Origin of the sequence: Streptomyces sp. NBC_00690, assembly GCF_036226685.1 — a bacterium.
Lineage (GTDB): Bacteria > Actinomycetota > Actinomycetes > Streptomycetales > Streptomycetaceae > Streptomyces.
The window spans coordinates 60,991-83,812 of sequence record NZ_CP109009.1 but is presented as its reverse complement, the minus strand read 5'-3'; the positions used below and the strand labels follow the sequence as shown (position 1 = coordinate 83,812).

At 67.9% G+C, this 22,822-nt stretch carries 19 protein-coding genes and 5 pseudogenes; 14 read left to right on the top strand and 10 right to left on the bottom strand.

What is annotated here, in order from left to right:
- Positions 1 to 24: 24 nt before the first annotated feature.
- The gene (locus tag OID54_RS00365) at positions 25 to 345 is read right to left on the bottom strand and encodes an SAM-dependent methyltransferase (RefSeq protein WP_329012128.1); all 321 of its coding nucleotides are present in this window, start codon (positions 343 to 345) and stop codon (positions 25 to 27) included.
- A 264-nt stretch (positions 346 to 609) separates the two neighbouring features.
- Here OID54_RS00365 and OID54_RS39065 point away from each other — a divergent pair.
- A pseudogene (locus tag OID54_RS39065) lies at positions 610 to 714 on the top strand (IS5-like element IS4811 family transposase); the annotation flags it as partial.
- A 380-nt stretch (positions 715 to 1,094) separates the two neighbouring features.
- Here the strand turns inward: OID54_RS39065 and OID54_RS00360 are convergent.
- Positions 1,095 to 1,781, bottom strand: a pseudogene (locus OID54_RS00360) (alpha/beta hydrolase); the annotation flags it as partial.
- A 174-nt stretch (positions 1,782 to 1,955) separates the two neighbouring features.
- On the opposite strand from OID54_RS00360, the gene OID54_RS00355 reads away from it, so the two are divergent.
- Complete coding sequence (locus OID54_RS00355; RefSeq protein ID WP_329012125.1) at positions 1,956 to 3,122, top strand: serine hydrolase domain-containing protein; 1,167 nt, start codon at positions 1,956 to 1,958, stop codon at positions 3,120 to 3,122.
- A 301-nt stretch (positions 3,123 to 3,423) separates the two neighbouring features.
- On the top strand, positions 3,424 to 3,840 hold the full coding sequence (locus tag OID54_RS00350; protein WP_329012121.1) for a hypothetical protein: 417 nt from the start codon (positions 3,424 to 3,426) through the stop codon (positions 3,838 to 3,840).
- Between the two features lie 172 nt (positions 3,841 to 4,012).
- On the opposite strand, the gene OID54_RS00345 is transcribed toward OID54_RS00350, so the two are convergent.
- The gene (locus OID54_RS00345; protein WP_329012118.1) at positions 4,013 to 4,597 is read right to left on the bottom strand and encodes a peptidase inhibitor family I36 protein; all 585 of its coding nucleotides are present in this window, start codon (positions 4,595 to 4,597) and stop codon (positions 4,013 to 4,015) included.
- A 247-nt stretch (positions 4,598 to 4,844) separates the two neighbouring features.
- Between OID54_RS00345 and OID54_RS00340 the strand changes: the two genes are divergently transcribed.
- The gene (locus tag OID54_RS00340; protein ID WP_329012115.1) at positions 4,845 to 5,264 is read left to right on the top strand and encodes a VOC family protein; all 420 of its coding nucleotides are present in this window, start codon (positions 4,845 to 4,847) and stop codon (positions 5,262 to 5,264) included.
- A gap of 34 nt (positions 5,265 to 5,298) precedes the next feature.
- Here the strand turns inward: OID54_RS00340 and OID54_RS00335 are convergent, their stop codons facing one another.
- Positions 5,299 to 6,186 (bottom strand): alpha/beta fold hydrolase, encoded by an 888-nt coding sequence (locus OID54_RS00335; RefSeq protein ID WP_329012112.1) that lies wholly within the window; start codon positions 6,184 to 6,186, stop codon positions 5,299 to 5,301.
- Positions 6,187 to 6,397: 211 nt separating this feature from the next.
- Between OID54_RS00335 and OID54_RS00330 the strand changes: the two genes are divergently transcribed.
- Together OID54_RS00330 and OID54_RS00325 are read left to right on the top strand one after the other, a co-directional pair.
- Entirely contained in the window at positions 6,398 to 7,153 is a 756-nt protein-coding gene (locus tag OID54_RS00330; protein ID WP_329012109.1) for an alpha/beta fold hydrolase, read from the top strand.
- Between the two features lie 307 nt (positions 7,154 to 7,460).
- The gene (locus OID54_RS00325) at positions 7,461 to 8,621 is read left to right on the top strand and encodes an RCC1 domain-containing protein (protein WP_329012106.1); all 1,161 of its coding nucleotides are present in this window, start codon (positions 7,461 to 7,463) and stop codon (positions 8,619 to 8,621) included.
- A 274-nt stretch (positions 8,622 to 8,895) separates the two neighbouring features.
- Here OID54_RS00325 and OID54_RS00320 read toward each other — a convergent pair whose 3' ends face one another.
- Positions 8,896 to 9,204: a thioredoxin domain-containing protein gene (locus OID54_RS00320; RefSeq protein WP_329012103.1), complete on the bottom strand. Its 309-nt coding sequence runs from the start codon at positions 9,202 to 9,204 to the stop codon at positions 8,896 to 8,898.
- 80 nt (positions 9,205 to 9,284) lie between these two features.
- The gene (locus OID54_RS00315; RefSeq protein ID WP_329012100.1) at positions 9,285 to 9,761 is read right to left on the bottom strand and encodes an ATP-binding protein; all 477 of its coding nucleotides are present in this window, start codon (positions 9,759 to 9,761) and stop codon (positions 9,285 to 9,287) included.
- Between the two features lie 432 nt (positions 9,762 to 10,193).
- On the opposite strand from OID54_RS00315, the gene OID54_RS00310 reads away from it, so the two are divergent.
- Positions 10,194 to 10,877, top strand: a complete 684-nt coding sequence (locus OID54_RS00310) for a hypothetical protein (RefSeq protein ID WP_329012096.1) — start codon at positions 10,194 to 10,196, stop codon at positions 10,875 to 10,877.
- A gap of 266 nt (positions 10,878 to 11,143) precedes the next feature.
- Positions 11,144 to 11,248 (top strand): annotated as a pseudogene (locus OID54_RS39060) (IS5-like element IS4811 family transposase); the annotation flags it as partial.
- Positions 11,249 to 11,628: 380 nt separating this feature from the next.
- Here OID54_RS39060 and OID54_RS00305 read toward each other — a convergent pair.
- Positions 11,629 to 12,315 (bottom strand): annotated as a pseudogene (locus OID54_RS00305) (alpha/beta hydrolase); the annotation flags it as partial.
- A 174-nt stretch (positions 12,316 to 12,489) separates the two neighbouring features.
- Here OID54_RS00305 and OID54_RS00300 point away from each other — a divergent pair.
- Complete coding sequence (locus OID54_RS00300) at positions 12,490 to 13,656, top strand: serine hydrolase domain-containing protein (protein ID WP_329012093.1); 1,167 nt, start codon at positions 12,490 to 12,492, stop codon at positions 13,654 to 13,656.
- A gap of 1,155 nt (positions 13,657 to 14,811) precedes the next feature.
- Entirely contained in the window at positions 14,812 to 15,819 is a 1,008-nt protein-coding gene (locus OID54_RS00295; protein ID WP_329012090.1) for a serine hydrolase domain-containing protein, read from the top strand.
- A gap of 176 nt (positions 15,820 to 15,995) precedes the next feature.
- Here OID54_RS00295 and OID54_RS00290 read toward each other — a convergent pair whose 3' ends face one another.
- Positions 15,996 to 16,484: a hypothetical protein gene (locus OID54_RS00290; protein WP_329012087.1), complete on the bottom strand. Its 489-nt coding sequence runs from the start codon at positions 16,482 to 16,484 to the stop codon at positions 15,996 to 15,998.
- Between the two features lie 1,140 nt (positions 16,485 to 17,624).
- Positions 17,625 to 18,044 carry a hypothetical protein gene (locus OID54_RS00285; RefSeq protein WP_329012084.1) on the bottom strand — a complete coding sequence of 140 codons (420 nt, stop codon included), beginning with the start codon at positions 18,042 to 18,044 and terminating at the stop codon, positions 17,625 to 17,627.
- A 1,046-nt stretch (positions 18,045 to 19,090) separates the two neighbouring features.
- On the opposite strand from OID54_RS00285, the gene OID54_RS00280 reads away from it, so the two are divergent.
- Complete coding sequence (locus tag OID54_RS00280) at positions 19,091 to 19,375, top strand: hypothetical protein (protein ID WP_329012081.1); 285 nt, start codon at positions 19,091 to 19,093, stop codon at positions 19,373 to 19,375.
- A gap of 10 nt (positions 19,376 to 19,385) precedes the next feature.
- On the opposite strand, the gene OID54_RS00275 is transcribed toward OID54_RS00280, so the two are convergent.
- Complete coding sequence (locus OID54_RS00275; RefSeq protein WP_329012077.1) at positions 19,386 to 19,808, bottom strand: VOC family protein; 423 nt, start codon at positions 19,806 to 19,808, stop codon at positions 19,386 to 19,388.
- 161 nt (positions 19,809 to 19,969) lie between these two features.
- Here OID54_RS00275 and OID54_RS00270 point away from each other — a divergent pair, with 161 nt between their 5' ends.
- The 3 genes and pseudogenes from OID54_RS00270 to OID54_RS00255 all read left to right on the top strand — a co-directional run.
- Complete coding sequence (locus OID54_RS00270; protein WP_329012073.1) at positions 19,970 to 20,971, top strand: helix-turn-helix transcriptional regulator; 1,002 nt, start codon at positions 19,970 to 19,972, stop codon at positions 20,969 to 20,971.
- Between the two features lie 408 nt (positions 20,972 to 21,379).
- Positions 21,380 to 21,676: a hypothetical protein gene (locus OID54_RS00265; RefSeq protein WP_329012068.1), complete on the top strand. Its 297-nt coding sequence runs from the start codon at positions 21,380 to 21,382 to the stop codon at positions 21,674 to 21,676.
- A gap of 342 nt (positions 21,677 to 22,018) precedes the next feature.
- Positions 22,019 to 22,321: pseudogene (locus OID54_RS00255) on the top strand (transposase); the annotation flags it as partial.
- Between the last annotated feature and the right edge of the window lie 501 nt (positions 22,322 to 22,822).

The window sequence follows — 22,822 nt, the reverse complement described above, 5'->3', positions numbered from 1 at the left end:
CTGCCAACGGCCCGCCGGAGCCGATCAGCGCCCACGGCCACCCCCAGCCAACCGGTCCCCGACCCCCGCCTCCGCGAAGACGGCCGCCGCCTGTTCGGGGGCGATCCACAGGTCGGCGGCGACGACCTCGACTTGGTACTCACGTGCCAGGAACACCGACGTGGCGCCCTTGCCAGAGCCGAGGTCGAGAACTCGCATACCGGGGTGCAGATCGAGATCGTGAGCAAGGTCCTCCAGCATCCACAGCGGGTTCGGCCCCATGTCGAGGTTGAGCAGCCACGCGGGGTCATAGCGAGAGGAGAGCGGATAGCGGTCCGGGCGGATGAGGTCGTTCAAGGCAGTCACGAGCACGGACCTAAGCCGAGCATGCGCCCGGCCGCAATCCGTTTTCCCTGTGCCCCGCCCGTTGGCCGAGGATCAAGGGGAGGATCGTCGTGGCTGTCCAACTCCATTGACAGACGGTCCACATTCGACGTCAGGGGACACTGGGCGCCCGTCTGATGATCTCGGTTCGGTAGCGTCGCTTGGTGAACTGTCACACCGTTGGCTTTCGCCACACCTCTAGCAAATGGCGGCGGGGACGCAGCAATGCGTCCCCGCTACCCGACACGCCTCGTCCAACACTCCGAAGCCCTTATCACCTGGGCCACCATCACCCTCATGACCCGGCGACTCGCACGGCAGGGTGCCACCCGTAGCTGGCCGGGGAAGCCGGCGCGGGCCAGGTAGGTGCCAGGGGTCCGAAGGATTGGGCGCGTCTCGCCGGGCTGGGTCAAGGGCGCAGGGCATCGAGGAGTATCGGTAGTGCGTGGCGTAGTTCGCGGTATCCGTAGGTGCCGCTGTGGGTGCCGGGGAAGATGTGTGTGGTGACGGGGGGCTCCCAGTGACCTGAGTCGGTGTGTCAGGGTGCGGGTCTCGAAGCCGCCTGCGGCTTCGGTGACGGAGACGACGTCGTCGGGGAACAGGGCGATCCATTTCTCGGTGCCCGGGATGTGGACGTCGGCGTCGCCGTCGAGTGGGCCGGGGGTGCCGTCTCCCGAGGCGAGGTAGAGGGGTGTGTCGCGCAGGCCCTTGGCGCGGTAGAACGGGTCCCAGTCCAGCCAGACCTCCCACTGTTTCCAGGGGTCTCCCCAGATCTTGTAGCCGTCAACGCCCAGGTACGCTGCGCCGGACAGCCACATCTCGGGGTACTGGATCGGGTGGACGGGGGCGCTGAAGGCGGCGATGGCGCGGAACAGGCCGGGGTTTCGTGCCGCCATGCCCAGGGCGCCGAAGCCTCCCTGGGACTCGCCTCCCGCTGCCCGCCGCGGCCCGGCCCCGTAGTGGCGCTCCATCAGGGGCACGACCTCTTTGAGGAAGTATGTGCGCACCCGTGGTGTGCCACCTTGGCCGTTGTTCCACCAGTCGGTCCAGAACCCGAACAGCGGCATGGCCGGCATGACCACCAGTACGTCGTGCAGTTCCGTCAGTTCCTGAACCCGGAACATCGTGGTCCACGTCGTGTGGTCCCCGTCCCCGCCTGCCAGCAGGTAGAGCGTCGGCCACCGGTCACCCGGACCACGGCGGTCCCAGCCGTGCGGGGTGAGCAGAGCCACGGCAATGGTGCTGCCCAGGGCGGGGGAGTCGACGGTCAGCTCGACCAGCCGTTCGTCCAGGCGCCGTTCCGCGATGACCTCACCACCCGCTCGGGCAGAAGAAGCCACCGCGATCGTTGACGGACCGACAACGGTCAGCGAAGCCGCGCCGGCCAGCACAGCGCGACGAGAAGGAAAGTTCGGCATACCACCTTCTTCGGCCACGAGCCCTCACATCTGAACCCCGGAGCGATAGTTCCAGTCGGCGGCCGACCCACAGCAGTCCCGGTTCAAAAACACGTACCAACCGGGGGTGCGGGGTGGGGGCGGCTCTGTTTGGCTGGTGACGGGGTACCCCGTCCATGGAGGTGAGCACGACCGATGCCCAAGGTAGCGGGAGGGTTTCGTACCGCCCTTGCAACCGTAACCGCGGCCTTCCTGACCGTGGTCCTGATCATCCCGGCGCCCTGGTCGGCAGCCGCATCGCCGGCGGGTCGGGACGACGCACACGCGCGGACGCGCGCGGCCATGGAGCGGGCGGTAAGAGATGGTGCGCCCGGGGTCCTCGTCTCCGTGGTCGACGGTGCGGAGCGGTGGGCGGGGGCGGTGGGGGTCGCGGACCGCAGAACGACGCGACCACCGCATCCGGCGGACCACTTCCGGGCGGGCAGTATCACCAAGACCTTCACGGCCACCCTCGTTCTCCAGCTGGAGGCGGAGGACCGGCTCGGTCTCGACGACACGGTGGAGAAGTGGCTGCCCGGCGTGGTCCGGGGCAACGGTCACGACGGCCGCCGCATCACCGTCCGGCAGCTACTGAACCACACCAGCGGTGTGTACAACTACCTCAACGACCCCGCCCTCCACCAGATCGGCCCCCCCTGGCTCCAGCACCTGCACGAGACCTGGACACCCGAGCAGCTCCTGGCCGTCGCCCTGTCGAACCCCCCGCCCGCCCGGCCGGGCGAGAGGTTCGTGTACTCCAACACCAACTACCTCCTGGCCGCGATGATCGTGGAGAAGATCACCAGCAGCACCTACGAGCACGAGCTGCACCGGCGCATCATCGACCCCCTCCGCCTGCGGGACACCAGCTCACCGGGCACCCGCGAAACGCTGCCCCGCCCGTCCGGACGGGCCTACTCCACCGCCCAGATCCAGGCACCCCTGCCAGGCATCGACGTCACCGAGTTCAACCCCTCACCGCTCCGCGCCAGCGGCGAACTCATCACCACGGCCGGCGACCTCAACCGCTTCTACCGCGCCCTGCTCACCGGCCGACTGCTGCCCGAGGCCCAGTTGCGGAAGATGACCACCACTATCTCCGCCGGCACCGAGGACCACGGCCTCGGCCTCATGCGCATGGCCACCTCCTGCGGAATCGAACTGTGGGGACAGCGCGGCGCCGGATACGGATTCGAAGCCCTCACCGTCTCCACCCGCGACAGCCGCCACCGCATGACCCTCTACATCAACACCGACCACCTGGCCCTGGAGGGCACGACAGCCAAAGACGTCACCGAAGCGGAGTTCTGCCACCGTTCATGACCTCAAGGGCCTGATCCGTCTCCAACTGGAACCCCACCGGCTCCGGGACCGCGCGTCTGAGCAGGATGGGAGCCGAAGTGTCCAAGGGCGCCCCTTGGACGTCGCTGGCCGTTCTGGCAGCGCCACCGCTACACCCGCTCGAAGACGTTCCCACGACTGCATGTCGTCCTGGCAGGCAAGGCGGAGCACCTGCTCGACAACCGTCTCCAGGCGCTCGCCGCCGACGTGAAGGGCATCGCCGTCGCGGTGTGGGTGAACACCCTGCCTCGCCTGAAGTTGGCCGTACGGCCCAGGCGCCTACATGTGGAACGCGCTGGCCCGGCTGCGCAGTACGCACAACGATCCCGTGCTCGGCCTCAAGCCGTCCATCCTGCCGGCGGGCGTCCTGTCCTTCGTCCAGGCATCGGACGTCATCATCTCCTCGCGGATACAGCTGACCGGGACGCAGACCACCAGCGACCTGCACGACATGATCTCCACCGCCACGCGTGGTATCAGCTGGGATGCCCGGACCCTCGGCCCCGACATCGCCCTGGACATCATGGTGGGCAGGCGCCACGATCTCGCTCTGCACAAGGACCACCTGACCGGCCTCACCCAGCTCCTGGTGGACGCCGCCGCCACCATTGGCAGGCCGGGCACCGCTACCTCGGGCCGCTGCTGCCACTGCGGCGGGACCGGCAACGCCCGCCCGCTCTGGGGAGCGCCCGCCCAGTAGACCTGAACGGGGCAACCGGGCAAGCCGCCCCGAACAGCGGCTTGCCCACCCCGCCTCCGTGCGCCGCGCCCTTGTCTGAACTGCCATCTGAACTGCCAGAGGCGCGCCCCTGCCCTGAGAGAGCGGTGCCGTAGTTCTGCACGGGCAGCACACGCACGAGACCCCGGGGATGTTAGGTCAGCGCTACCGAGCTGGTCGTGTCGTTCATCGCGTCGCCGACCCACTCCGTGCTCTTGGTGTGGAACTGGTTCGGCCCTTGGAAGTTCGCGTCCTGGAACAGGTCGACGTAGCACTTGTTCAGGGTCCACAGGGAGCTGATCTGGTTGTTGATCCAGTGGCCGGTGAGGCTGGAGGCCCAGCCGTCCCATTTCCCGTCGCTCTTGCAGTGACCGCCGTGACTGGTACGGATGGTGAGGGTGCCGCCCTGGTACTGGGCATGCTCGAAGAGGACCGTGCCCGCTCCGGCTTCCAGCCGCACGCGCGCACCGGTGGCCGCTGCGGCGTCGCGCGCCTTGCCGACCGCGTTCATCCGGTCCATGAACCGCTGGTCCTTGGCCGCCTTCCACGGTGCCGGGGCGTCAGTGATCCGGCCCTCGGTCGCCGCCGCGATGCTCTCGCGGAAGGTGTCGTAACAGGTGATCCGCTGTGTGCCCGAATCGGCGACGCAGTGGGACTTCCGCTCGGCCGCCGGGGCCGCGCCCGCTGGGGTTGGTGCCATGAAGGCGCCCGCGCACACCGCCGCCACGAGTGCGGTCACCGCTGTTCTCGCTCTCAACTCTTCCTCGTTTCACTTGGACGCGGGACGCCGTTTCCGTACGGCTTCGGAGTCCCGCACGGTGGCCCTTCGGGAGGGGAGAGGGCGAGCGGGCCCGGGAGGTTGCCCCGGTAGATGAGCGCACAATGTGCGTCCCGGAAATCGACGAGATCCATTCGGCCGTCCTTCGGTTCCGGTGATGCACCCGAGTATCAGCATCAATGTCAGTGGCTCGCACTAAGGTCCGGCCATGACTCGTTCCTGTGAGGTACCCCTGTTCTCCGCGCTGGGCCGTGTGGTGGTCCTGGTCGCCGATACCGATGAGGCTCTGGCGTTCTACCGGGATGTCCTGGGCTTCACCGTGCTGCATGACCAGGCCACCGACGGCTACCGCTACCTGCACCTCGGTCTGCCCGGCCAGGAACCGGCCGGGCTGTGGCTGATGACGGCCACCACGGACCGGGAACGCGAACTGATCGGCCAACAGTGCGGCGGCCAGCCCTTGCTCGTCCTGTACACCGCTGACCTGGACCACGTCAGCAGGCGACTGCGCGAGCACGGGACGCGCGTCTGGAGCGAGCAGGAGGACGACGACAGCCGGTCCCTGCACTTCGCCGACCTGTACGGGAACGTCATCATCGCCGTGCAGCTGACCGGGCCATCGGCATAGCCGCAGGTGCGCGGTTCTCCGCCGGCCTGACGGTCTACCGTGCCGGTCCGGCTTCTCCGTCGCCGGTGCCTTCGCCGGCGGCTTGCGGGTCGCCGCTGGCCAGGTTGGCGACGAGTTCGGGGTGTTCCTCGACGAGGAGGTGCCCGGCTCCCGCGGCGACCTGGAGTTCGGTTTTGAGGGTGTCGCGTACTGCGCGGCGTAGTCGGTGGGGTGGGAGGAAGACGTCGTTGGCTCCTGTGACGGCCAGCTGCGTGCACCGCTGGCCGGATGGTGGTTCGGCGCGGCCGGGTGCCCCGCTGGAGCGTGAGTGCCGTGCGACGAGGGTCATCCACTCGACCAGCTCGTTACGTGGTTGGCGTCCGGGGGCGGACATGGCGCGTAGCAGGCGGGCGCTGCTTGTGGGGGTGGGGCGTAGGAACCAGGCGGTGGAGGCGGCGAGGAGGTGTGGGGGGACGCTGAGTCTGGTCAGTCCGGCGGGGGAGGCGAGGACGAGCCGTTCGATGTGCGGGGAGTGGCAGGACAGGGCTACGGCGGCGCCGAAGGAGTGCCCCATCACCGTCACGGGGGCGGCAATGGTCTGTTCGATGACCTCGTTCAGCCAGGTGCCGTACCAGGACAGCCGACCCTTGGCGAGCCCGCGTTCACCGGAGCTGAGGCCGGGCTGTCCGGGGACGTCCGGCAGGATGACGCGGTGCCCCGCCGCGGCCAGAGCGGTGGCCAGCGGCAGGGATGCTGCTGCGTTGAAGTTGGTCCCCGGTAGGAAGAGCACCGGGCTCCCCGTCCCGGCGGTCACCACATGCGTCCGCACACCGGACACGGTCAGCGTCACCCGTTTATGAGCCACCGCCCAGCCGTCGAGCCGGTCTGTGCACCAGCGGCTGATGGCCTCGCGCCCCGCGATGGAGCGGTATATGGATCCCATCTACCGGAGTATGGCGATCACAGTGGCTGAGGAACATCACGAGCGGAGCACGACCTGTCGCACGGCACCACCGCGGGCGCCCGGATGGTGCCGCGGATGCGGTCCCTGGACGCTTAAGCGTCACTTGCCGAGGCTTCCGGGGCCTGACCTGGAAGGGTGCGTTCTCAAAGGAGAGCGACGTTCGCCCATGACGACGAGAGGAAAGCCCGCCATGAGCATTTCCCGCCGCCTGATCGGTTCCGGCGACCACAAAGTGCTGGTGCTCCACGACTGGTTCGGCACCAGCGCCGGCTGGGGGCCCTTCCTGGACTACCTGGACGGTGACACCTTCAGCTACGCCTTCCTCGACTACCGGGGCTACGGCGATCGCAAAACCGTGCGCGGTGCGTACACGCTCGCTGAGATCGCCGAGGACGCCCTCGCCTTGGCCGACGAGCTCGGCTGGGAAAGCTTCTCCCTCATCGGCCACTCCATGGGCGGCAAGGCGGCCCAACAGGTGTTGGCCCAGGCGCCGCACCGAGTACGCAAGCTGGTCGGCGTGGCCCCTGTCCCCGCCGGTGTCTATCCGCTGAACGCCGAGGGAGAAGCGCTGTTCTACGGCGCAGCACAGGACCGCGACAAGCGGCGGTCCATCGTGGACCTGGTCACCGGCCGACGTGCTTCCCGGGTGTGGGTCGACCTGATGGTCGACCACTCTCTGCAGTGGTCGACCCGCGAGGCGTTCGGCGGCTACGTGAAGGACTGGGTCACCGCAGACCTCACGGAACGGATCATCGGCAACCCCGTCCCGGTCAAGGTCATCGTCGGCGAGCACGATCTCGCCCTGACGGCCGACGCGATGCACGCCACGTGGCTCAGCCACTATCCGAACGCCGAACTGGAGAAGATCGCCAACAGCGGCCACTACCCCATGCACGAGACACCTGTGGCCCTGGCCACCAGCCTCGAAGCATTCCTGAACCGCTGAACCCCTGAGCCCGCAGCGGCAGTTCCACGAGCACGTGGCGCACCATCACCCTGCCTACGGGCCCGATCGGGAATCCCGGACAGCGGATCACCGCCCAGTCACGGCGGGGAAGATCGCTGCGCAGTTCACCTTCGGCTGCGGCGGTTCGCCATATCAGCATGTCGGGGTGTGTAGCCCGCCCGCGTGAGAGGTCCCTGACGGAGCGGGGACCCACTCGCACGGTTGCATATAGTGACTGAGTAATCACTATGCGCAATGGTTCGGCTTTTGCTGCCTGCCTGCGCCACACGAATCGCTAAGGACCGACATGAACGCACTCCACCGCGGCCGCCACCGCAGCGCCCCGCTCCTGGTGGGCCTGCTGACGCTGCTGGCAATCCTGATGACGTGGCCCTCGACCGCCACCGCGCAGGAAAGCCGGCTCAAGGGTTGGGGAGCCAACGAGAGCTACCAGCTCGGCGGCGTGGTCGCCAACGCCAAGTACAAGCCCGTGACCGTGGCGGGGCTCACCGACACCGACATCAAGAGCATCGATGCCGGCGCCAGCCACAGCCTCGCACTGCTCTCCAACGGGACCGTGGAGAGCTGGGGCCTCAACACCAGCGGCCAGCTCGGCATCGGCACCGTCACCAACCAGGACCAGGCATCCACCGTCACCGGACTGCGCGGCGTGGTCGCCATCGCAGCCGGCGCCAACCACAGCCTGGCACTGCTCGCCGACGGCACTGTGCGCGCCTGGGGCCTCAACACATACGGCCAGCTCGGCGACAACAGCGTCGCCACCCGCGTCACCCCGGTCAACGTCGCCGGTCTCACCAACGTCGAGGCCATCGCCGCCGGGGACCACCACAGTCTTGCCGTCCTCGCCGACGGCACCGTCAAGGCGTGGGGCTACAACGCCAACGGCCAGCTCGGCGACAACTCCCTCGCCCAGCGCAACACCCCCGTCACCGTGACCGGCCTCGCCAATGTCCGCAGCGTCGCCGGGGGCAATGCCCACAGCCTCGCCCGTCTGGCTGACGGCACGGTCTGGTCCTGGGGCTACAACGTCCAGGGGCAGCTCGGCGACAACTCCGTCACCAGGCGCCTCACCCCGGTCAAGGTCGACGAGATCAGCACCGCCCGCGAGATCAGCGCCGGGGTCCACCACAGCGTCGCCCTGCTCGCCGATGGCACCGTGAAGACCTGGGGCTACAACGCCCAGGGCCAGCAGGGCGACGGCACCCGCACCGACCGCCCCGCCCCCATCACCCTCGAAGGCGCCACCAACATCCGCGCCATCTCCGCCGGCCACTACCACACCCTCGTCCTCGACCGTGACGGCAAGGTCAGCGCCGTCGGCTACAACAACAACGGCCAGCTCGGCGACGGCACCGCCACCGACCGCACCGCCCTCACCACCCCCATCAACAGCCTCAGCAGCGTCTCGCTGATCGCCGGAGGCGGAGCCTTCAGCCTCGCCGGATAACGGGCAGCGCACACAAGACACCGCACCAAACACCGCGACCAGGCAAGCGGCACACACCGCTAGCCTTCAGACGGCCCCCACGAAGCAGAGCCTTCACCACGCACCCCGCACGAACGCCAGCCCGGCCGGAACCCGGCCGGGCTGACCCAGTTAAGTGTGCAGACCACCGGGTGGGAACGCACGCACGGCATTGTGTTCACCGGCCGTGGATGTGGGTGTCAGGTGGTGGACACAGGGTCTGCGGAGTCCATTCGGTTTGCCGGGGTGGGTCTGGTCAAAGGTTGGCGTCCAGGAACTCTTCGATCTGCCCTCGGGAGAGGGCTCCGATCCTGGTGGCCGTCACCGTGCCGTTCTTGAACAGCAGGAGTGTCGGGAGCGCGCTGATGTCGTAGGTGGGAGGGGTAGTGGTGTTGTGGTCGATGTTGAGTTTGGTGATCACGAGCCTGCCCTCGTACGCGCCGGCGATCTCGTCGAGTGTGGCCGCCACCATCCTGGACGGACCGGCCCACTCCGCCCAGAACTCGACTTGAGTGGCGAGGCGCGGATCCCTGCCATTGGCACGGTGCCTGACTGGTCTCCCCATGCTTTCACCGTGTTCGTACGGATCCCGGCCTGGTGTCACCCGAGCCGAATGTGAAGACCCAGTCGTCTCGCGGTCTGGGGTCAGGTGGTTTGGCGGCCGGAGGGGTGTCCGCCGGGGTCGCCGGCGAGGACGATGGAGATGGTGATCCGTTTGCCTACGGGCTCGCGGTGGATCGCGAAGCTCTGGCTGATCGCCATGACGATCTCCAAGCCGTGCTGGCCTACCCGTGTGGGATCTGCGGGCAGGAGGAGCGGTAGGGCGGTGCTGCTGTCCCAGACGCTGACCTGAACCGCTCCGTCCTCGACCTGGAGGGTGAGGAGGCACGGGCCGGGGGCGTACTTGCGCGCGTTGGTCACCAGCTCGCTCACCGCGAGCTTCACCATATCCATCGCCCGCCTCGATACCGGCAGCCCGTGCGCGGCCTGCACGGAGGTGAGGAAGTCGCGGACCAGATCGCGCGCCTCAGCGATCCCCCCGCTCTCCTCGAACACGGCGGAGACAGTGATCGGGTGGTAGCCCAGCAGCTCGGGTCCCTTGTCCTGCGCAGACAGGTCCATACATCCGCCCTTCTGCTCCCAGCGCTGAGCTGACTCACCCCCGCATACCCGCGAAATTTCGCCCCACTCCCACCCAATCCCGACCAGCGACGTGATAGCGCCGCACAGCGGATGAGAACCATCCCTCCGACGTCGCTGTTGGAGACAGGTGGGATCGCGTGGAAGGGGCTGGGTCCGTGGGTGTTCTTGTGGGATTGCTGCGATGGGGCAGGTGCGTGGGTTCGGTCGCGGATATGTCACGCGGCGTCAGTTGGTCAGGCGTCAGCGCTGTAGCGGCTTGCGCCGGTTGGAGTCGGGTAGCCGTGAGCCCCCCCCGCCCGGGTTGACCACGTCAGTGACCGGCGGGCGCGCTGCGTTCTGGTCGGCGTCCTTCGGGTGGGGGTTGTGGTCCCCGGTGATCGCTTTGTCAGTGGGGGCACTTAATCTCACTTCATGCATAATTCCAAGATCGCTTTCGGCCTCATCGCGGCCTGTTTGCTCACCGTCGGGTGCGGCTCCTCCGATGACCAGGACAGCGCCGGGGGCGCCGCGCAGAAGGCACTGCCGGTTGCCGTCGACGGTCCCCAGAAGGGTGTTATTCCCCAGCGTGAAGCGGGCGAGAAGCTGAAGATCACCCCGCTTCCCCCGATGAACGCGCCCTTCGCCGAGAAGGTGGAGCACAACCTGCGCCAGGACATCCTGCGCTCCGCCCGGGTGCCCGGGGAGACCAGCGCGGAGTGCCCCGACGGTGTGGATGAGACAGCTGGCGCCGTCAGCCAGTGCGTCGCCGTCTACGAGGGAGTCGCGATCCCCTACGAGGTGAAGATCAGCGAATCAGCCAAAGAGGGCAGCTCCCTGATCTTCTTCACCACCACCCCCAAGAAGGGCCTGCTGGTGGCGAGCACGGCCTACGACTCGCTGAATGAGCAGTACGGACCCACCTCCGGTCGCACCGACGCCAGCAAACTGGCCTGCCAGACGCTGCCTCCCGCCAAAGCCGTCCCCCTGGGTAAGGACACCGGCTACACCTGCCAGTACTGGGGCAAGCACGCCAACCAGGGCGAGCCCGGCTACGCGACCCTGCGACTCACCATGGGCCCCCAGGGGTCTGGGCTGGGCTTCGAAACCATCGCATAGCTAATGCAGCCTGGTGGCTGATCGCTATAAGCCTGTTGCCGTGTGCGCGTGTTGTATTCGACGGACCTCTGAGGACCATCGCCTTGCTCGGGACGCGTGCACCACGTCGTCTACCGGCGTGCAGGTGGCTCCGACGAGCTGAAGAACCTGGAACTTTGACACACCGCCTGTCACCAGCAGCACCACGCTGGTGATCACCGGAGAGAGCAGTGCCAGCCCTTCTCTGAGGGGGCGGGGACGCAGCAATGCGTCCCCGCTACCCGACACGCCTCGTCCAACACTCCGAAGCCCTTATCACCTGGGCCACCATCACCCTCATGACCCGGCGACTCGCACGGCAGGGTGCCACCCGTAGCTGGCCGGGGAAGCCGGCGCGGGCCAGGTAGGTGCCAGGGGTCCGAAGGATTGGGCGCGTCTCGCCGGGCTGGGTCAAGGGCGCAGGGCATCGAGGAGTATCGGTAGTGCGTGGCGTAGTTCGCGGTATCCGTAGGTGCCGCTGTGGGTGCCGGGGAAGATGTGTGTGGTGACGGGGGGCTCCCAGGGACCTGAGTCGGTGTGTCAGGGTGCGGGTCTCGAAGCCGCCTGCGGCTTCGGTGACGGAGACGACGTCGTCGGGGAACAGGGCGATCCATTTCTCGGTGCCCGGGATGTGGACGTCGGCGTCGCCGTCGAGTGGGCCGGGGGTGCCGTCTCCCGAGGCGAGGTAGAGGGGTGTGTCGCGCAGGCCCTTGGCGCGGTAGAACGGGTCCCAGTCCAGCCAGACCTCCCACTGTTTCCAGGGGTCTCCCCAGATCTTGTAGCCGTCAACGCCCAGGTACGCTGCGCCGGACAGCCACATCTCGGGGTGCTGGATCGGGTGGACGGGGGCGCTGAAGGCGGCGATGGCGCGGAACAGGCCGGGGTTTCGTGCCGCCATGCCCAGGGCGCCGAAGCCTCCCTGGGACTCGCCTCCCGCTGCCCGCCGCGGCCCGGCCCCGTAGTGGCGCTCCATCAGGGGCACGACCTCTTTGAGGAAGTATGTGCGCACCCGTGGTGTGCCACCTTGGCCGTTGTTCCACCAGTCGGTCCAGAACCCGAACAGCGGCATGGCCGGCATGACCACCAGGACATCGTGCAGCTCCGTCAGTTCCTGCACCCGGAACATCGTGGTCCACGTCGTGTGGTCCCCGTCCCCGCCTGCCAGCAGGTAGAGCGTCGGCCACCGGTCACCCCGGCCACGGCGGTCCCAGCCGTGCGGGGTGAGCAGAGCCACGGGAATGGTGCTGCCCAGGGCGGGGGAGTCGATGGTCAGCTCGACCAGCCGTTCGTCCAGGCGCCGTTCCGCGATGACCTCTCCACCCGCTCGGGCAGAAGAAGCCACCGCGACCGGCGACGGACCGACAACGGTCAGCGAAGCCGCGCCGGCCAGCACAGCGCGACGAGAAGGAAAGTTCGGCATACCACCTTCTTCGGCCACGAGCCCTCACATCTGAACCCCGGAGCGATAGTTCCAGTCGGCGGCCGACCCACAGCAGTCCCGGTTCAAAAACACGTACCAACCGGGGGTGCGGGGTGGGGGCGGCTCTGTTTGGCTGGTGACGGGGTACCCCGTCCATGGAGGTGAGCACGACCGATGCCCAAGGTAGCGGGAGGGTTTCGTACCGCCCTTGCAACCGTAACCGCGGCCTTCCTGACCGTGGTCCTGATCATCCCGGCGCCCTGGTCGGCAGCCGCATCGCCGGCGGGTCGGGACGACGCACACGCGCGGACGCGCGCGGCCATGGAGCGGGCGGTAAGAGATGGTGCGCCCGGGGTCCTCGTCTCCGTGATCCACGGCGCGGACCGGTGGGCGGGGGCGGTGGGGGTCGCGGACCGCAGAACGACGCGACCACCGCATCCGGCGGACCACTTCCGGGCGGGCAGTATCACCAAGACCTTCACGGCCACCCTCGTTCTCCAGCTGGAGGCGGAGGACCGGCTCGGTCTCGACGACACGGTGGAGAAGTGGCTGCCCGGCGTGGTCCGGGGCAACGGTCACGACGGCCGCCGCATCACCGTCCGGCAGCTACTGAACCACACCAGCGGTGTGTACAACTACCTCAACGACCCCGCCCTCCACCAGATCGGCCCCCCCTGGCTCCAGCACCTGCACGAGACCTGGACACCCGAGCAGCTCCTGGCCGTCGCCCTGTCGAACCCCCCGCCCGCCCGGCCGGGCGAGAGGTTCGTGTACTCCAACACCAACTACCTCCTGGCCGCGATGATCGTGGAGAAGATCACCGGCAACTCCTACGAGCACGAGCTGCACCGGCGCATCATCGACCCCCTCCGCCTGCGGGACACCAGCTCACCGGGCACCCGCGAAACGCTGCCCCGCCCGTCCGGACGGGCCTACTCCACCGCCCAGATCCAGGCACCCCTGCCAGGCATCGACGTCACCGAGTTCAACCCCTCACCGCTGCGCGCCAGCGGCGAACTCATCACCACGGCCGGCGACCTCAACCGCTTCTACCGCGCCCTGCTCACCGGCCGACTGCTGCCCGAGGCCCAGTTGCGGAAGATGACCACCACTATCTCCGCCGGCACCGAGGACCACGGCCTCGGCCTCATGCGCATGGCCACCTCCTGCGGAATCGAACTGTGGGGACAGCGCGGCGCCGGATACGGATTCGAAGCCCTCACCGTCTCCACCCGCGACAGCCGCCACCGCATGACCCTCTACATCAACACCGACCACCTGGCCCTGGAGGGCACGACAGCCAAAGACGTCACCGAAGCGGAGTTCTGCCACCGTTCATGACCTCAAGGGCCTGATCCGTCTCCACTGGTACCCCAACTGCCCCGGGAACGCGCGCCTGAGCAGGATGGGAGCCGAAGTGTCCAAGGCCGCCCCTTGGCGTCGCTGGCCGGTTCCCGCTCTTGGCCTGGCCGGCTGGCTGGCTATCGTGCGGTTCGGCCCCTCCCTCTGGCGCCCGGTCAGCCTCCGGGGCCTGTCCGGTGTGGCCCTGATGTGAGCAGGTATTAGGACTCGGTGCCGGCCTGGATGATGGCGCCGTTGAAGTCAGCCGGTCGATGATGGCCGCGCTGAGCCGCAGGTCGGTGAACGTCTTCGTCCATTGATCGACACGGCCGTTGCTGAGATGGCCGCCCAGCTCCAGAAAGGCGTGAAGGACCGAGCTGCCGCGCACCGCTCCGGCTCCCAGCCCATGGCGCCACCGGACCCGACGCACCACACCCAGCGGCCCGCCCCACCCCGGGCGGGCGGGGCGATACCCACGGGAGGACTCGGATGACCACACGGTCCCCGGACCCGAGGATTAAGGCCATCGCCGCCCGGTTGAGGAAGGACCTCCAGGAGCGCGCCGACATATACGGGCCGCCGTTGCTGTGGGAGCCGGTCTGGCAGCGCCCCCGGAAACCGAAGAGCGAACAGAATGAGGAAGGCGGAGCTGCGCAAGCAACGCAAGCGACTGCGGAACGCGGGACAGCGCCGCTTCGCTGCTGGGCAGTCGCGCCGGCCCCGCTCTCGGCAGAACCGGATCGGCAACGCTCGTGGAGGACACCGCCCCCTGAGAGCTCTGCCCAGGCGGCGGGTTTGTGCTGCTTCTGGGTCCTGGGCCGTGAGCGTGTCTTGGGAGGGGACTCCCACGGGGCCCGGCGGTGCCTCCGTATGGGTGGCTCTAAATGGGTGGGGCGCGGGAACACGGGGGTATGGCGGTCCGCTGCCGCGCATTGCTGGTTCGGGTTCCCTGATGCTGGGTCCTGCCCGGGTGTGGGCCTTCGGGCAGGACTCGCAGAAGGAGTGATCGTTTTGGCCGGACACTGTTGTACCCGTTCCCGGAGGGCGGCGAGGGCGCTGGTCGCGCCGGCCGCGCTCGGCGCCTTGCTGGTGAGTACCCCGGCGGCGGGCTTGCCCATGGCTGAGGACCCGGTACAGCGGGGCATGGAGCGGCTGGTGACCGAGGACAGGTGGCCAGGTGCCCTGGCTGCCGTGCGAGGTCCGGGCGATCGGCGGTTCCGTCATCTCACTGCCGGGGTAGCCGATCTGGATACGGGGGCGCCGGTGCCGTCCGACGGGCGGGTGCGCATCGGCAGCAACAGCAAGACCTATCTCGCCGTGGTGGTGCTCCAGCTCGTCGGCGAGGGCCGGGTGGATCTGGACGGGCCCATCGAGACCCATCTGCCGGGGCTGGTGCGCGGCGAGGACATCGACGGGCGGAACATCACCGTCCGGCAGTTGCTCCAGAACACCAGCGGACTGCCCAACTACACCGACTACCTGGACCCGGACTGGTTCAGGATCCGCGACATCTACTGGGAGCCGCGCGAACTGCTCGACCTGGCGCCGGCCCACAAGGCGACCTTCCCGCCGGGCACGGACTGGTCGTACAGCAACACCAACTTCCTGCTGGCCGGTCTGCTGGTGCAGAAGGTCACCGGCCGTCCGCCAGCCGAGGAGATCGAACGGCGGATCCTCCAACCGCTCGGGCTGCGCGACACCTACACCCCCGTCCCCGGCGAACGCGGCATCCGGGGCCCGCACCCCCAGGGCTACCACGCGGACGACCCGGAGCAGACACCCCGGAACATCACCAGGATGGACCCATCGTGGGCCTGGGCCGTCGGAAGTATGATCGCCACCCCGAGCGATCTCAGCCGCTTCTTCTCCGGGCTCATGAACGGACGGCTGCTGAATCCCGCGCTGCTGGAGCAGATGCGGACCACGGTCCCCGCCGACAAGCTCTGGCCGGGCTGGCGCTACGGGCTCGGTCTGCTTAGCGCCCCGCTGAGCTGCGGCGGACTGGTCTGGGGGCACGGCGGTGACATCCCCGGCTACAAGACCCTCAGCGGAGTCACTGACAATGGCCACGCGGCCACCCTCGCCCTGACCGGAATCCGCCTGGCTTCACACCCGTCCGTGGAACACGCCAACGACGTCCTTGATACCGCTCTGTGCACATAAGGAAAACGGCCCGCCGCTCTCGCCACTGAGTTCCCTACCGCTGCCCGCACGGCGATCAGGAGATGAGGCGACGTACCTCCCGTGGCCGTGCGTGGCCGAGTCGACCATGTCACCGGAGGCGCCACTGACGTACAACGAGCGCATCCGCATCCCGCTGACTGCACAACGGGGTCCGTTCAGGTGCTCCCGGGAGTTGGTTCGCGCTGTCGCCACCTCTTCTCCGGTCCCGCATCCGTTCTGCTCCAGCGCCGGGGTTCGGGAAGGTCCACCGGCTGCACGATGCTCAGGCGGTCCGAGGCGTGAAAGGACGTGGCGATCACCTTGATGCCGATCTCGCTCCTGCCACCCGTGGGATGACTGATCTCAAAGCGGAGCTGCACCGCAAGCTGCGGGCTGCACGGGCTGGTCTGCTCTCCAGGCTGGAGGGACTCGGCGAATACGACCTGCATCGTCTTGTCGGCGGTGGTGATCAAGACCGTGGTGGTTCTGGGGTCCGTGGTGATTCTGTGGAGGGCTGTCTCGATCGCTGTGGCTCCGCTGTTGGACTGCTGCAGCAGGCCGAACGCCATGCAGTGGTGCGCACCGGTGAGCCGGGCGACGCGGTGGGCGGGGCTCCAGACCCCCTCATCCTGTTCGTAAACCCAGCAGTGGATGAGAAGGTCCACGTCCTCGGGGGTGAGGCCGGCATCGGCGAGGGCGGTGCGGGCGGTACGGCTCCCACACTGGTCACCTCGGAGGCGGCGACCGCATCGCCAACCTCGCCTTCACCCTCAAGCAACGGCCCCCACCCGGGAGCCACACCCTGCTGGTGAGCGTCGGCGCCGGCTACTGCGCCACCTGCCTCATCGTCCGAGCCCGACACGCACACCAGCGCCGGGGAACGAGCCGACCCGGTTCGGAACAGTTGCCGGTCTGCTCGAAGCGAACTCTTGCCGACGACCGTTGGAAGACGACTGAGGCATACCCGCCACCCGGTCCTATACGGTGCGTGCGAGGCGGCGGTCGCGCGCGAGCGCCTGTAGTCGCCGCTTCCACCACTGAGTACCAGCGTGATCCGTGGTGATCGCTTCCCCGGCTGCATTGTTGACCTGGGTATGGGCCTGAACGCGCGGGCCGCGCCGGGGTCGATCAGCGGGCCGAGCAGGCGGTCGAGAGTGCGTGTCATCTCGCCGACGTCGTACCGGGCGTTACCGAGCTGGACGGCGGTCCGGCCCGGGGGAGTGGCAGTGTGCCGGCGGCGCACATCACGGGACCGTTGTCTGACCGGCTGCCCTCGGTTGTGCTCGGTGTGGGTTGCGTCCCCGGGCCGACACCTGTGCTTTGCCTCTGGTGGGGGATGGGGTGCACCGGGGTGGTCTGCGACAGGCCGGGCGTCGTCTATCGCGCTGTTCCGGCACCTTTGTCGCCGGTTTCTTCTCCGGCGGCTCGCGGGTTGCCGCTGGCAGGTTGGTGAGGAGTTCGGGGTGTTCCTCGACGAGGAGGTGTCCGCCGCCGGGGACGACTTGTAGGTCGTTTTTGAGGATGTCGCGTACTGCGCGGCGTAGTCGGTGGGGTGGGAGGAAGATGTCGTGGGCTTGTGAGTGCGAGAGGTTCCCGTCCCGGGCTGCGGACGTTGGCCGTTCGCAGCCCGGGACGGGAGTGGGTCACCCGGATCTGCTCCGGCGTCAACGCATGTTCGCCGCCCTGGGCGCCGGCAGCGGGGGCGGGGTACACGTCCCCGCGCCGAGTACCTGACGCGCCGTCCCCGCCCCCGTGAGGCGAGAAGGGGAGCGTGTGTTGCCGAGTCGCATTCAGGCGGGGGAAGGTTACCCAGAAATGTTGTTCCACGGGCCCCAGGCGCCTGTGTGCACGTTCGCTCCGTTAGCGCCGTTTCGGGTGAGGACGCGGAAGCTGACCTTGCCGGATTCCTTCATGTTGTAGTTGCAGACCTTGGTCGTTCCGGAGCCGCCAGCTGCGTGGCACTCGTCATTGGCGCGGTTGTAGTTGTACTTGGTCTCCACGACTACCCGCAGGCCATCACTCCGTCTGTCCTCGGCAGTGATCACGTCCCCGACGTGATCGAAGCAGCCCATGCCGACCGCGGGCCCGCCGTTGTCATCCAGCCACTGACAGTAGATGACCGACGCACGGGGACTGGAGGCAACGTTGTCAGCCTGTGCGGGAGATATCGTCATGGCGAAGGTGGCACAGCCTGCGACGGCTGCGGCAGCGAATCTCAACTTCATGGGGTTCCTTCTCCTCCAACAGTGAACTGCGGCCAGGGGATGCGGTCCCGCCCTGTCGTGCGATCGCTCGGCAATCTTCCGTTCGCTCTCGCAGAACGCACCCCCAAGGAGCCACTCATCATGCCGATTGCCTGCGAGGAGCTCAACAACCCGGCGTGATACGCGTGATAAGTACAACGATCAGTCGGCGCCCCACTAGAGCGCCCCCTGCCTGCCATTCCCTTGAGGTCGGCCAGAACGTGAGGAGTAGGTTGACCAGTCGGCCGAGTAGCCGGGATAGCGGAGCACCGCCCAATCACGGCGGGGAAGATCGCTGCGCAGTTCACCTTCGACTGCCGAGTCAATCTGGTCGCCAAGGAAACCGCTGTGGGCGACGGAGTCCAGTCCCCCTCTGCGACGCAACACCCGGAACGGGTGAAGAAGCCGCCCGACACCCGGGATGACGGCAGGCATGCCCCGCCCCTGCACTGCGGACCGAGGCGCCAGGCCAGGCGCGAGCCCCAGTGCCCGCCCTTCTCACGCCACTCGGCCCGGTGCGTACACAGTGGGTGACGGCGCATCGGGTGTCGTGCGCTCGGTGCGCTGCCCCTTGACCAGGTGCGCAGCCGGATTCCGATCCGTCCTCGGGTGGAAAGCAACCCTTGTCCAGCGACGGGTTTCTGCGAGTTTCTCGACGTTTCCCCTAGACCACGTCCGCTACCGCGCCAGCGGGGCCATGCACGGGCCCCGCGATGGGCGGTGGCGACGGGGTGATCTCTCGCTCCCTGCGTAGCGTGCACCGTGTGTAGGGGGTGCGCGGCTCGGACGATGCCGCTCCCTCTGGGGCCCGCAGCGCGCTCTGCCGGGTGGGAGTGCGCGAGTTCGTGCGCACCTGGTGGTGGTGGGGGGGCATCGTGGTGCGCGCCCCGGATGGGGGGAGTCCACTCGGTGCGCACCGTCGGGTGGGGGAGTGCGCTGCACTGGTGCGCGTCGGTGCGTCGCCACCGCTGGTGTGATGGCGCGCGGTGGTTGGCGGAGTGGTTCTGTGGGTGGGACCTGGCCACCACTTGTCGCTCAGAGCGAAGAGCGCCGGGTTTCCACTCCGTCCCGGTTTCTGGCGCGTCGAGTTGGGTTTTGCGCTGCTCCTCAAACTCACCCGTCCGCAGCGCCTTCCGTTGTTGGTGGACCGATCGCCCCACTGGGAACGCCTTCGTGGCGCCGGCCTCGACCTCAATGTCATGCAGGCAGGCGCCGTCGCCGTGGCACAGGATCTCCAGGAGCAGTCGGGCCGAGCGCCGCTGCCGGGCAGGAGTGCGCCCACGGCTTCCCGTCGCAGCCGTCCACGGTGGTGATGGGGTCGGTTCAGTCGTTGTACGGAGCGGTGACGTCCAGGACCCAGGTGATGCCGAAGCGGTCGGTGAGCATGCCGTACAGCGGTGCCCACTGCGCGGGCTCCAGCGGACGCACGATGGTCGAGCGCTCGGCGAGCTTGCCCCACAGGGCGCTGATCTCCTCGGCTTCGTCGCCACGCACGGAGACGAAGAACGGGTTCTCGCCCTGGTTCCAGGGGAGCCGCGAGGGCACGTCGTAGGCCATGACGTGGAAGCCGTTGTCGCCGGCCACCTCGCCCCACATCACCCAGTCCGCCTCACTCTCGTCCTGCACGGCGCCCGCGTCCTTGTAGGTGACCGCGACAGTACGCCCGCCGAAGACGGACTGGTAGAAGTCCAGCGCCTCACGTGCGGTGCCCCGGAAGTTCAGGTGAGTGGTGGTCGTGACGGACATGACCTGCTCCTTGCTCGATGTGATGAATACACCGCCTACCGTCCCAGCTCCAGCGGCGGCTGCCGTGACCAGGAGGAGCGATGCCTCCCGAACGGCTCGTATGCCACGATGGCAGAGGTAGAGGACAGGTTGTGTCCGGTACTTCAGGGAGTATGAGTGCCATGCATAAAACATCTGCCCGGCTCCTCGCGCTGCTCTCCCTCCTTCAAACACCCCGTGACTGGTCCGGCGATGATCTCGCCGAACGTCTCGGCATCACGTCGCGCACGGTGCGCCGTGACATCGACCGCCTGCGCGAACTCGACTACCCGATCAAGACCCTCAAAGGACCAGCCGGCGGCTACCGCCTGGAGGCCGGCACTCACCTGCCGCCCATGCTGTTCGACGACAACCAGGCCGTCGCCCTGGCCGTCGCGCTGCAGACCGCGGCCGCCAGCACCACCGTCGCCGAAGACGCCACCCGCGCGCTGGCCACCCTCCGCCAGGTCATGCCACCCCGCCTGCGCCACCGTATCGACCTGTTGCACATCACCGCCGTCCAACCGCCCGCCGCGGCCGGCGGCACCCCCCAGGTCGACGCTCAGGTCCTGATGGACCTGAGCCGCGCCATCCACACCCGCGAGGAACTGCGCTTTGACTACTCCCCGATTCCCAGCACCTCGGCCGATGACGTCCGCCGCGTACAACCCCACCACCTGGTCACCTGGCGTCACCGCTGGTACCTCGTGGCCTGGGACCTCCACCGCGAGGACTGGCGCACCTTCCGCGTCGACCGCATCCAGCCCCGCACACCCACCGGCCCCCGCTTCACGCCTCGAGACCTCCCCAGCGGCAACCTTTCCACCTTCATCACCAGCCGATTCCGCGGCAACGACGGCACCACCACCGACTGGCCCTGCCAAGGCGAAGTCATCCTCCGCCTCCCGGCCGCCGACGTCGCACCCTTCACCCAGGACGGCATCGTTGAGGAACTCGGCCCCCGTCACTGCCGGCTCATCCTCGGCTCCTGGTCATGGACCGGACTCGCCGCCGCCATCGGCCGCTTCGACACCGACATCGAAGTCATCGGCCCACCCCAACTGGCCACCGCATTCGGGGACCTCGCCGCCCGCTACGCCCACGCCGCCCGCACCACAAGACCACAGGCCGGCCCGGTGCGGTGAGAACACGCCCACAAGCCCTCCGAACCTTCGGGGCCGACCCAACACCCAGTTACACGCGATCCGTGAGGCGGGAAGGGGTTCGCGTAAATGGCGGTTTGTGCGACGCGTTACCGCGCCCCAGCGGCCAGAAGCCTGAACCTGCAGATAGATACGAGAACCCGGGAACCCGCCGTGTCCCCGGGGTTTGGTGTGGTCTTCGCTTGGCCGTCGGGTTCAGCGGCCGGTGGTAGAGCGTGTCACGCCCGCTGCACCCCCAGCCTGCGCAGTGCGTCCAACTGTTCTGGGGTGAGTTTGTCCTCCTTGCTCGGGCGCTGGAGATCCATACTCCTAGGACTTGTCCGGCCGACCACGGTTGCCGTCGACCTGAAGTCGATTGCCCGAGTTCCGTAGGCGCGCGACCATTCTCGGATGGGTCAAGTCGAGAGTCTGATGCTGGTGCGGGTCGTGCAGACGTGTCCCGCCTACCCGTCCCAGTGGGATGCCTGGACAGCGGGGGGCCAGTACCTGTCCCTTCGTTACCGGCACGGTGCTGGCTGCGTCGAGCGTCATCCCGGCCCTGACATCGACACATCCGACTCCTGGAATGAGGGCCTCTCGGAGCTCCTGACCGAATGGGACGACGGAACCGGCAGCGGAGTCATCAGCCTTGAAGCCTTCCTTGATACCTCTGGCCTGGCATTGGCTCCAGGTGCATCCGTGGGCTGACGCCGTCAAGCCCGGTCATGTCCGGAGCCAGATGACGAGAGCTGCTGCCGTTGCCGTGCCCAGGAAGACCTAGCCGCGCTTGTCATAGCGGGTTGCCACTGCTCTTGCGTGCTGGAGCCGGTTGATCGCGCGTTCGACGGTGTTGCGCTTCTTGTACCGCTCTCGATCGAAACCGGGTGGCCGTCCGCCGCGTGAGCCTTTGCGTAGGCGGGCGGCCCGGCTGTCGGTCTTCTCCGGGATCGTGTGCCGGAAGCCCCGGCGCCGCAGGTACTCACGGCACGGGCCGTTGCTTTATGCCTTTGAGGTTCCCCCGAGATTCGGTGGGTGGTGACAGCGGGTCAGATGGATCTCGTGAGAGGAACTCTGGCCATGGCTGCACCGAGAAAATACCCGCAGGAGTTGCGTGATCGCGCGGTGGGGATGTACCGCTTCACCGATCCGAAGCCGCAGATCAAGCGGCTGGCAATCGATCTCGGGGTGCATCCCGAGGCTCTGCGCGGCTGGATCCGCCAGGCCGAGGCCGATGCCGGCGAGCGTGACGACCGGCCGACCACGGCCGAGCGCGAGGAACTCGCGGCCCTGCGCAAGGAGAACGCCCAGCTCAAGCGGGCGAACGAGATCCTGCGGACGGCCTCGGCTTTTTTCGCGGCGCAGCTGTGCGCCACGAGGCGCGATGTTGATCGAGAGGTGGTGAAAGACCACTTCCGTCGGGCCGTCGTAGCGGCCTGATCGAAGCTTGGGGGCAGCCTGATCCGGGGAACGCCGGTGAGGGTGGCAAGCGGCCCCGACGAAGGCGGGACGTGCCGGAACTGTCAGACGGTGTGGGCCCGTTCAGCGAGGTCAGAAGGTGTAGCGAGAGCGAACCAGTGGTGGACGCCCCGTAACAGCGAAGCCGGGTCAAATCTGGCAGATATGGGCCGGTACGCAGCGCGTGAGGGCCGGGCCTTTCGGGCTGGTCTTCAACTCCGAAGCCGTTTAGTTGTGTCGGTGGGGAGGCCACGTCGAAGTTCTACGGCGTAGACGTGGCGATGCTGCCGGGGTAGAGCTGGGCGCCTCCCTGACTGATCGATCACATGGTGAACGTGGGAACCATCCACGGTCGCCCTCCTGTTGGACAGCCAGTTCAGCGGTGGGCAGGTCCGTTGC

Excerpts from the sequence above, each read along its gene's own strand:
- OID54_RS00355 (WP_329012125.1), top strand. The coding sequence starts at position 1,956 with ATGCCCAAGGTAGCGGGAGGGTTTCGTACCGCCCTTGCAACCGTAACC.
- OID54_RS00350 (WP_329012121.1), top strand. The coding sequence starts at position 3,424 with ATGTGGAACGCGCTGGCCCGGCTGCGCAGTACGCACAACGATCCCGTG.
- OID54_RS00340 (WP_329012115.1), top strand. The coding sequence starts at position 4,845 with ATGACTCGTTCCTGTGAGGTACCCCTGTTCTCCGCGCTGGGCCGTGTG.
- OID54_RS00335 (WP_329012112.1), bottom strand. The coding sequence starts at position 6,186 with ATGGGATCCATATACCGCTCCATCGCGGGGCGCGAGGCCATCAGCCGC.
- OID54_RS00330 (WP_329012109.1), top strand. The coding sequence starts at position 6,398 with ATGAGCATTTCCCGCCGCCTGATCGGTTCCGGCGACCACAAAGTGCTG.
- OID54_RS00325 (WP_329012106.1), top strand. The coding sequence starts at position 7,461 with ATGAACGCACTCCACCGCGGCCGCCACCGCAGCGCCCCGCTCCTGGTG.
- OID54_RS00320 (WP_329012103.1), bottom strand. The coding sequence starts at position 9,204 with ATGGGGAGACCAGTCAGGCACCGTGCCAATGGCAGGGATCCGCGCCTC.
- OID54_RS00315 (WP_329012100.1), bottom strand. The coding sequence starts at position 9,761 with ATGGACCTGTCTGCGCAGGACAAGGGACCCGAGCTGCTGGGCTACCAC.
- OID54_RS00310 (WP_329012096.1), top strand. The coding sequence starts at position 10,194 with ATGCATAATTCCAAGATCGCTTTCGGCCTCATCGCGGCCTGTTTGCTC.
- OID54_RS00300 (WP_329012093.1), top strand. The coding sequence starts at position 12,490 with ATGCCCAAGGTAGCGGGAGGGTTTCGTACCGCCCTTGCAACCGTAACC.
- OID54_RS00285 (WP_329012084.1), bottom strand. The coding sequence starts at position 18,044 with ATGAAGTTGAGATTCGCTGCCGCAGCCGTCGCAGGCTGTGCCACCTTC.
- OID54_RS00275 (WP_329012077.1), bottom strand. The coding sequence starts at position 19,808 with ATGTCCGTCACGACCACCACTCACCTGAACTTCCGGGGCACCGCACGT.
- OID54_RS00270 (WP_329012073.1), top strand. The coding sequence starts at position 19,970 with ATGCATAAAACATCTGCCCGGCTCCTCGCGCTGCTCTCCCTCCTTCAA.
- OID54_RS00265 (WP_329012068.1), top strand. The coding sequence starts at position 21,380 with ATGGGTCAAGTCGAGAGTCTGATGCTGGTGCGGGTCGTGCAGACGTGT.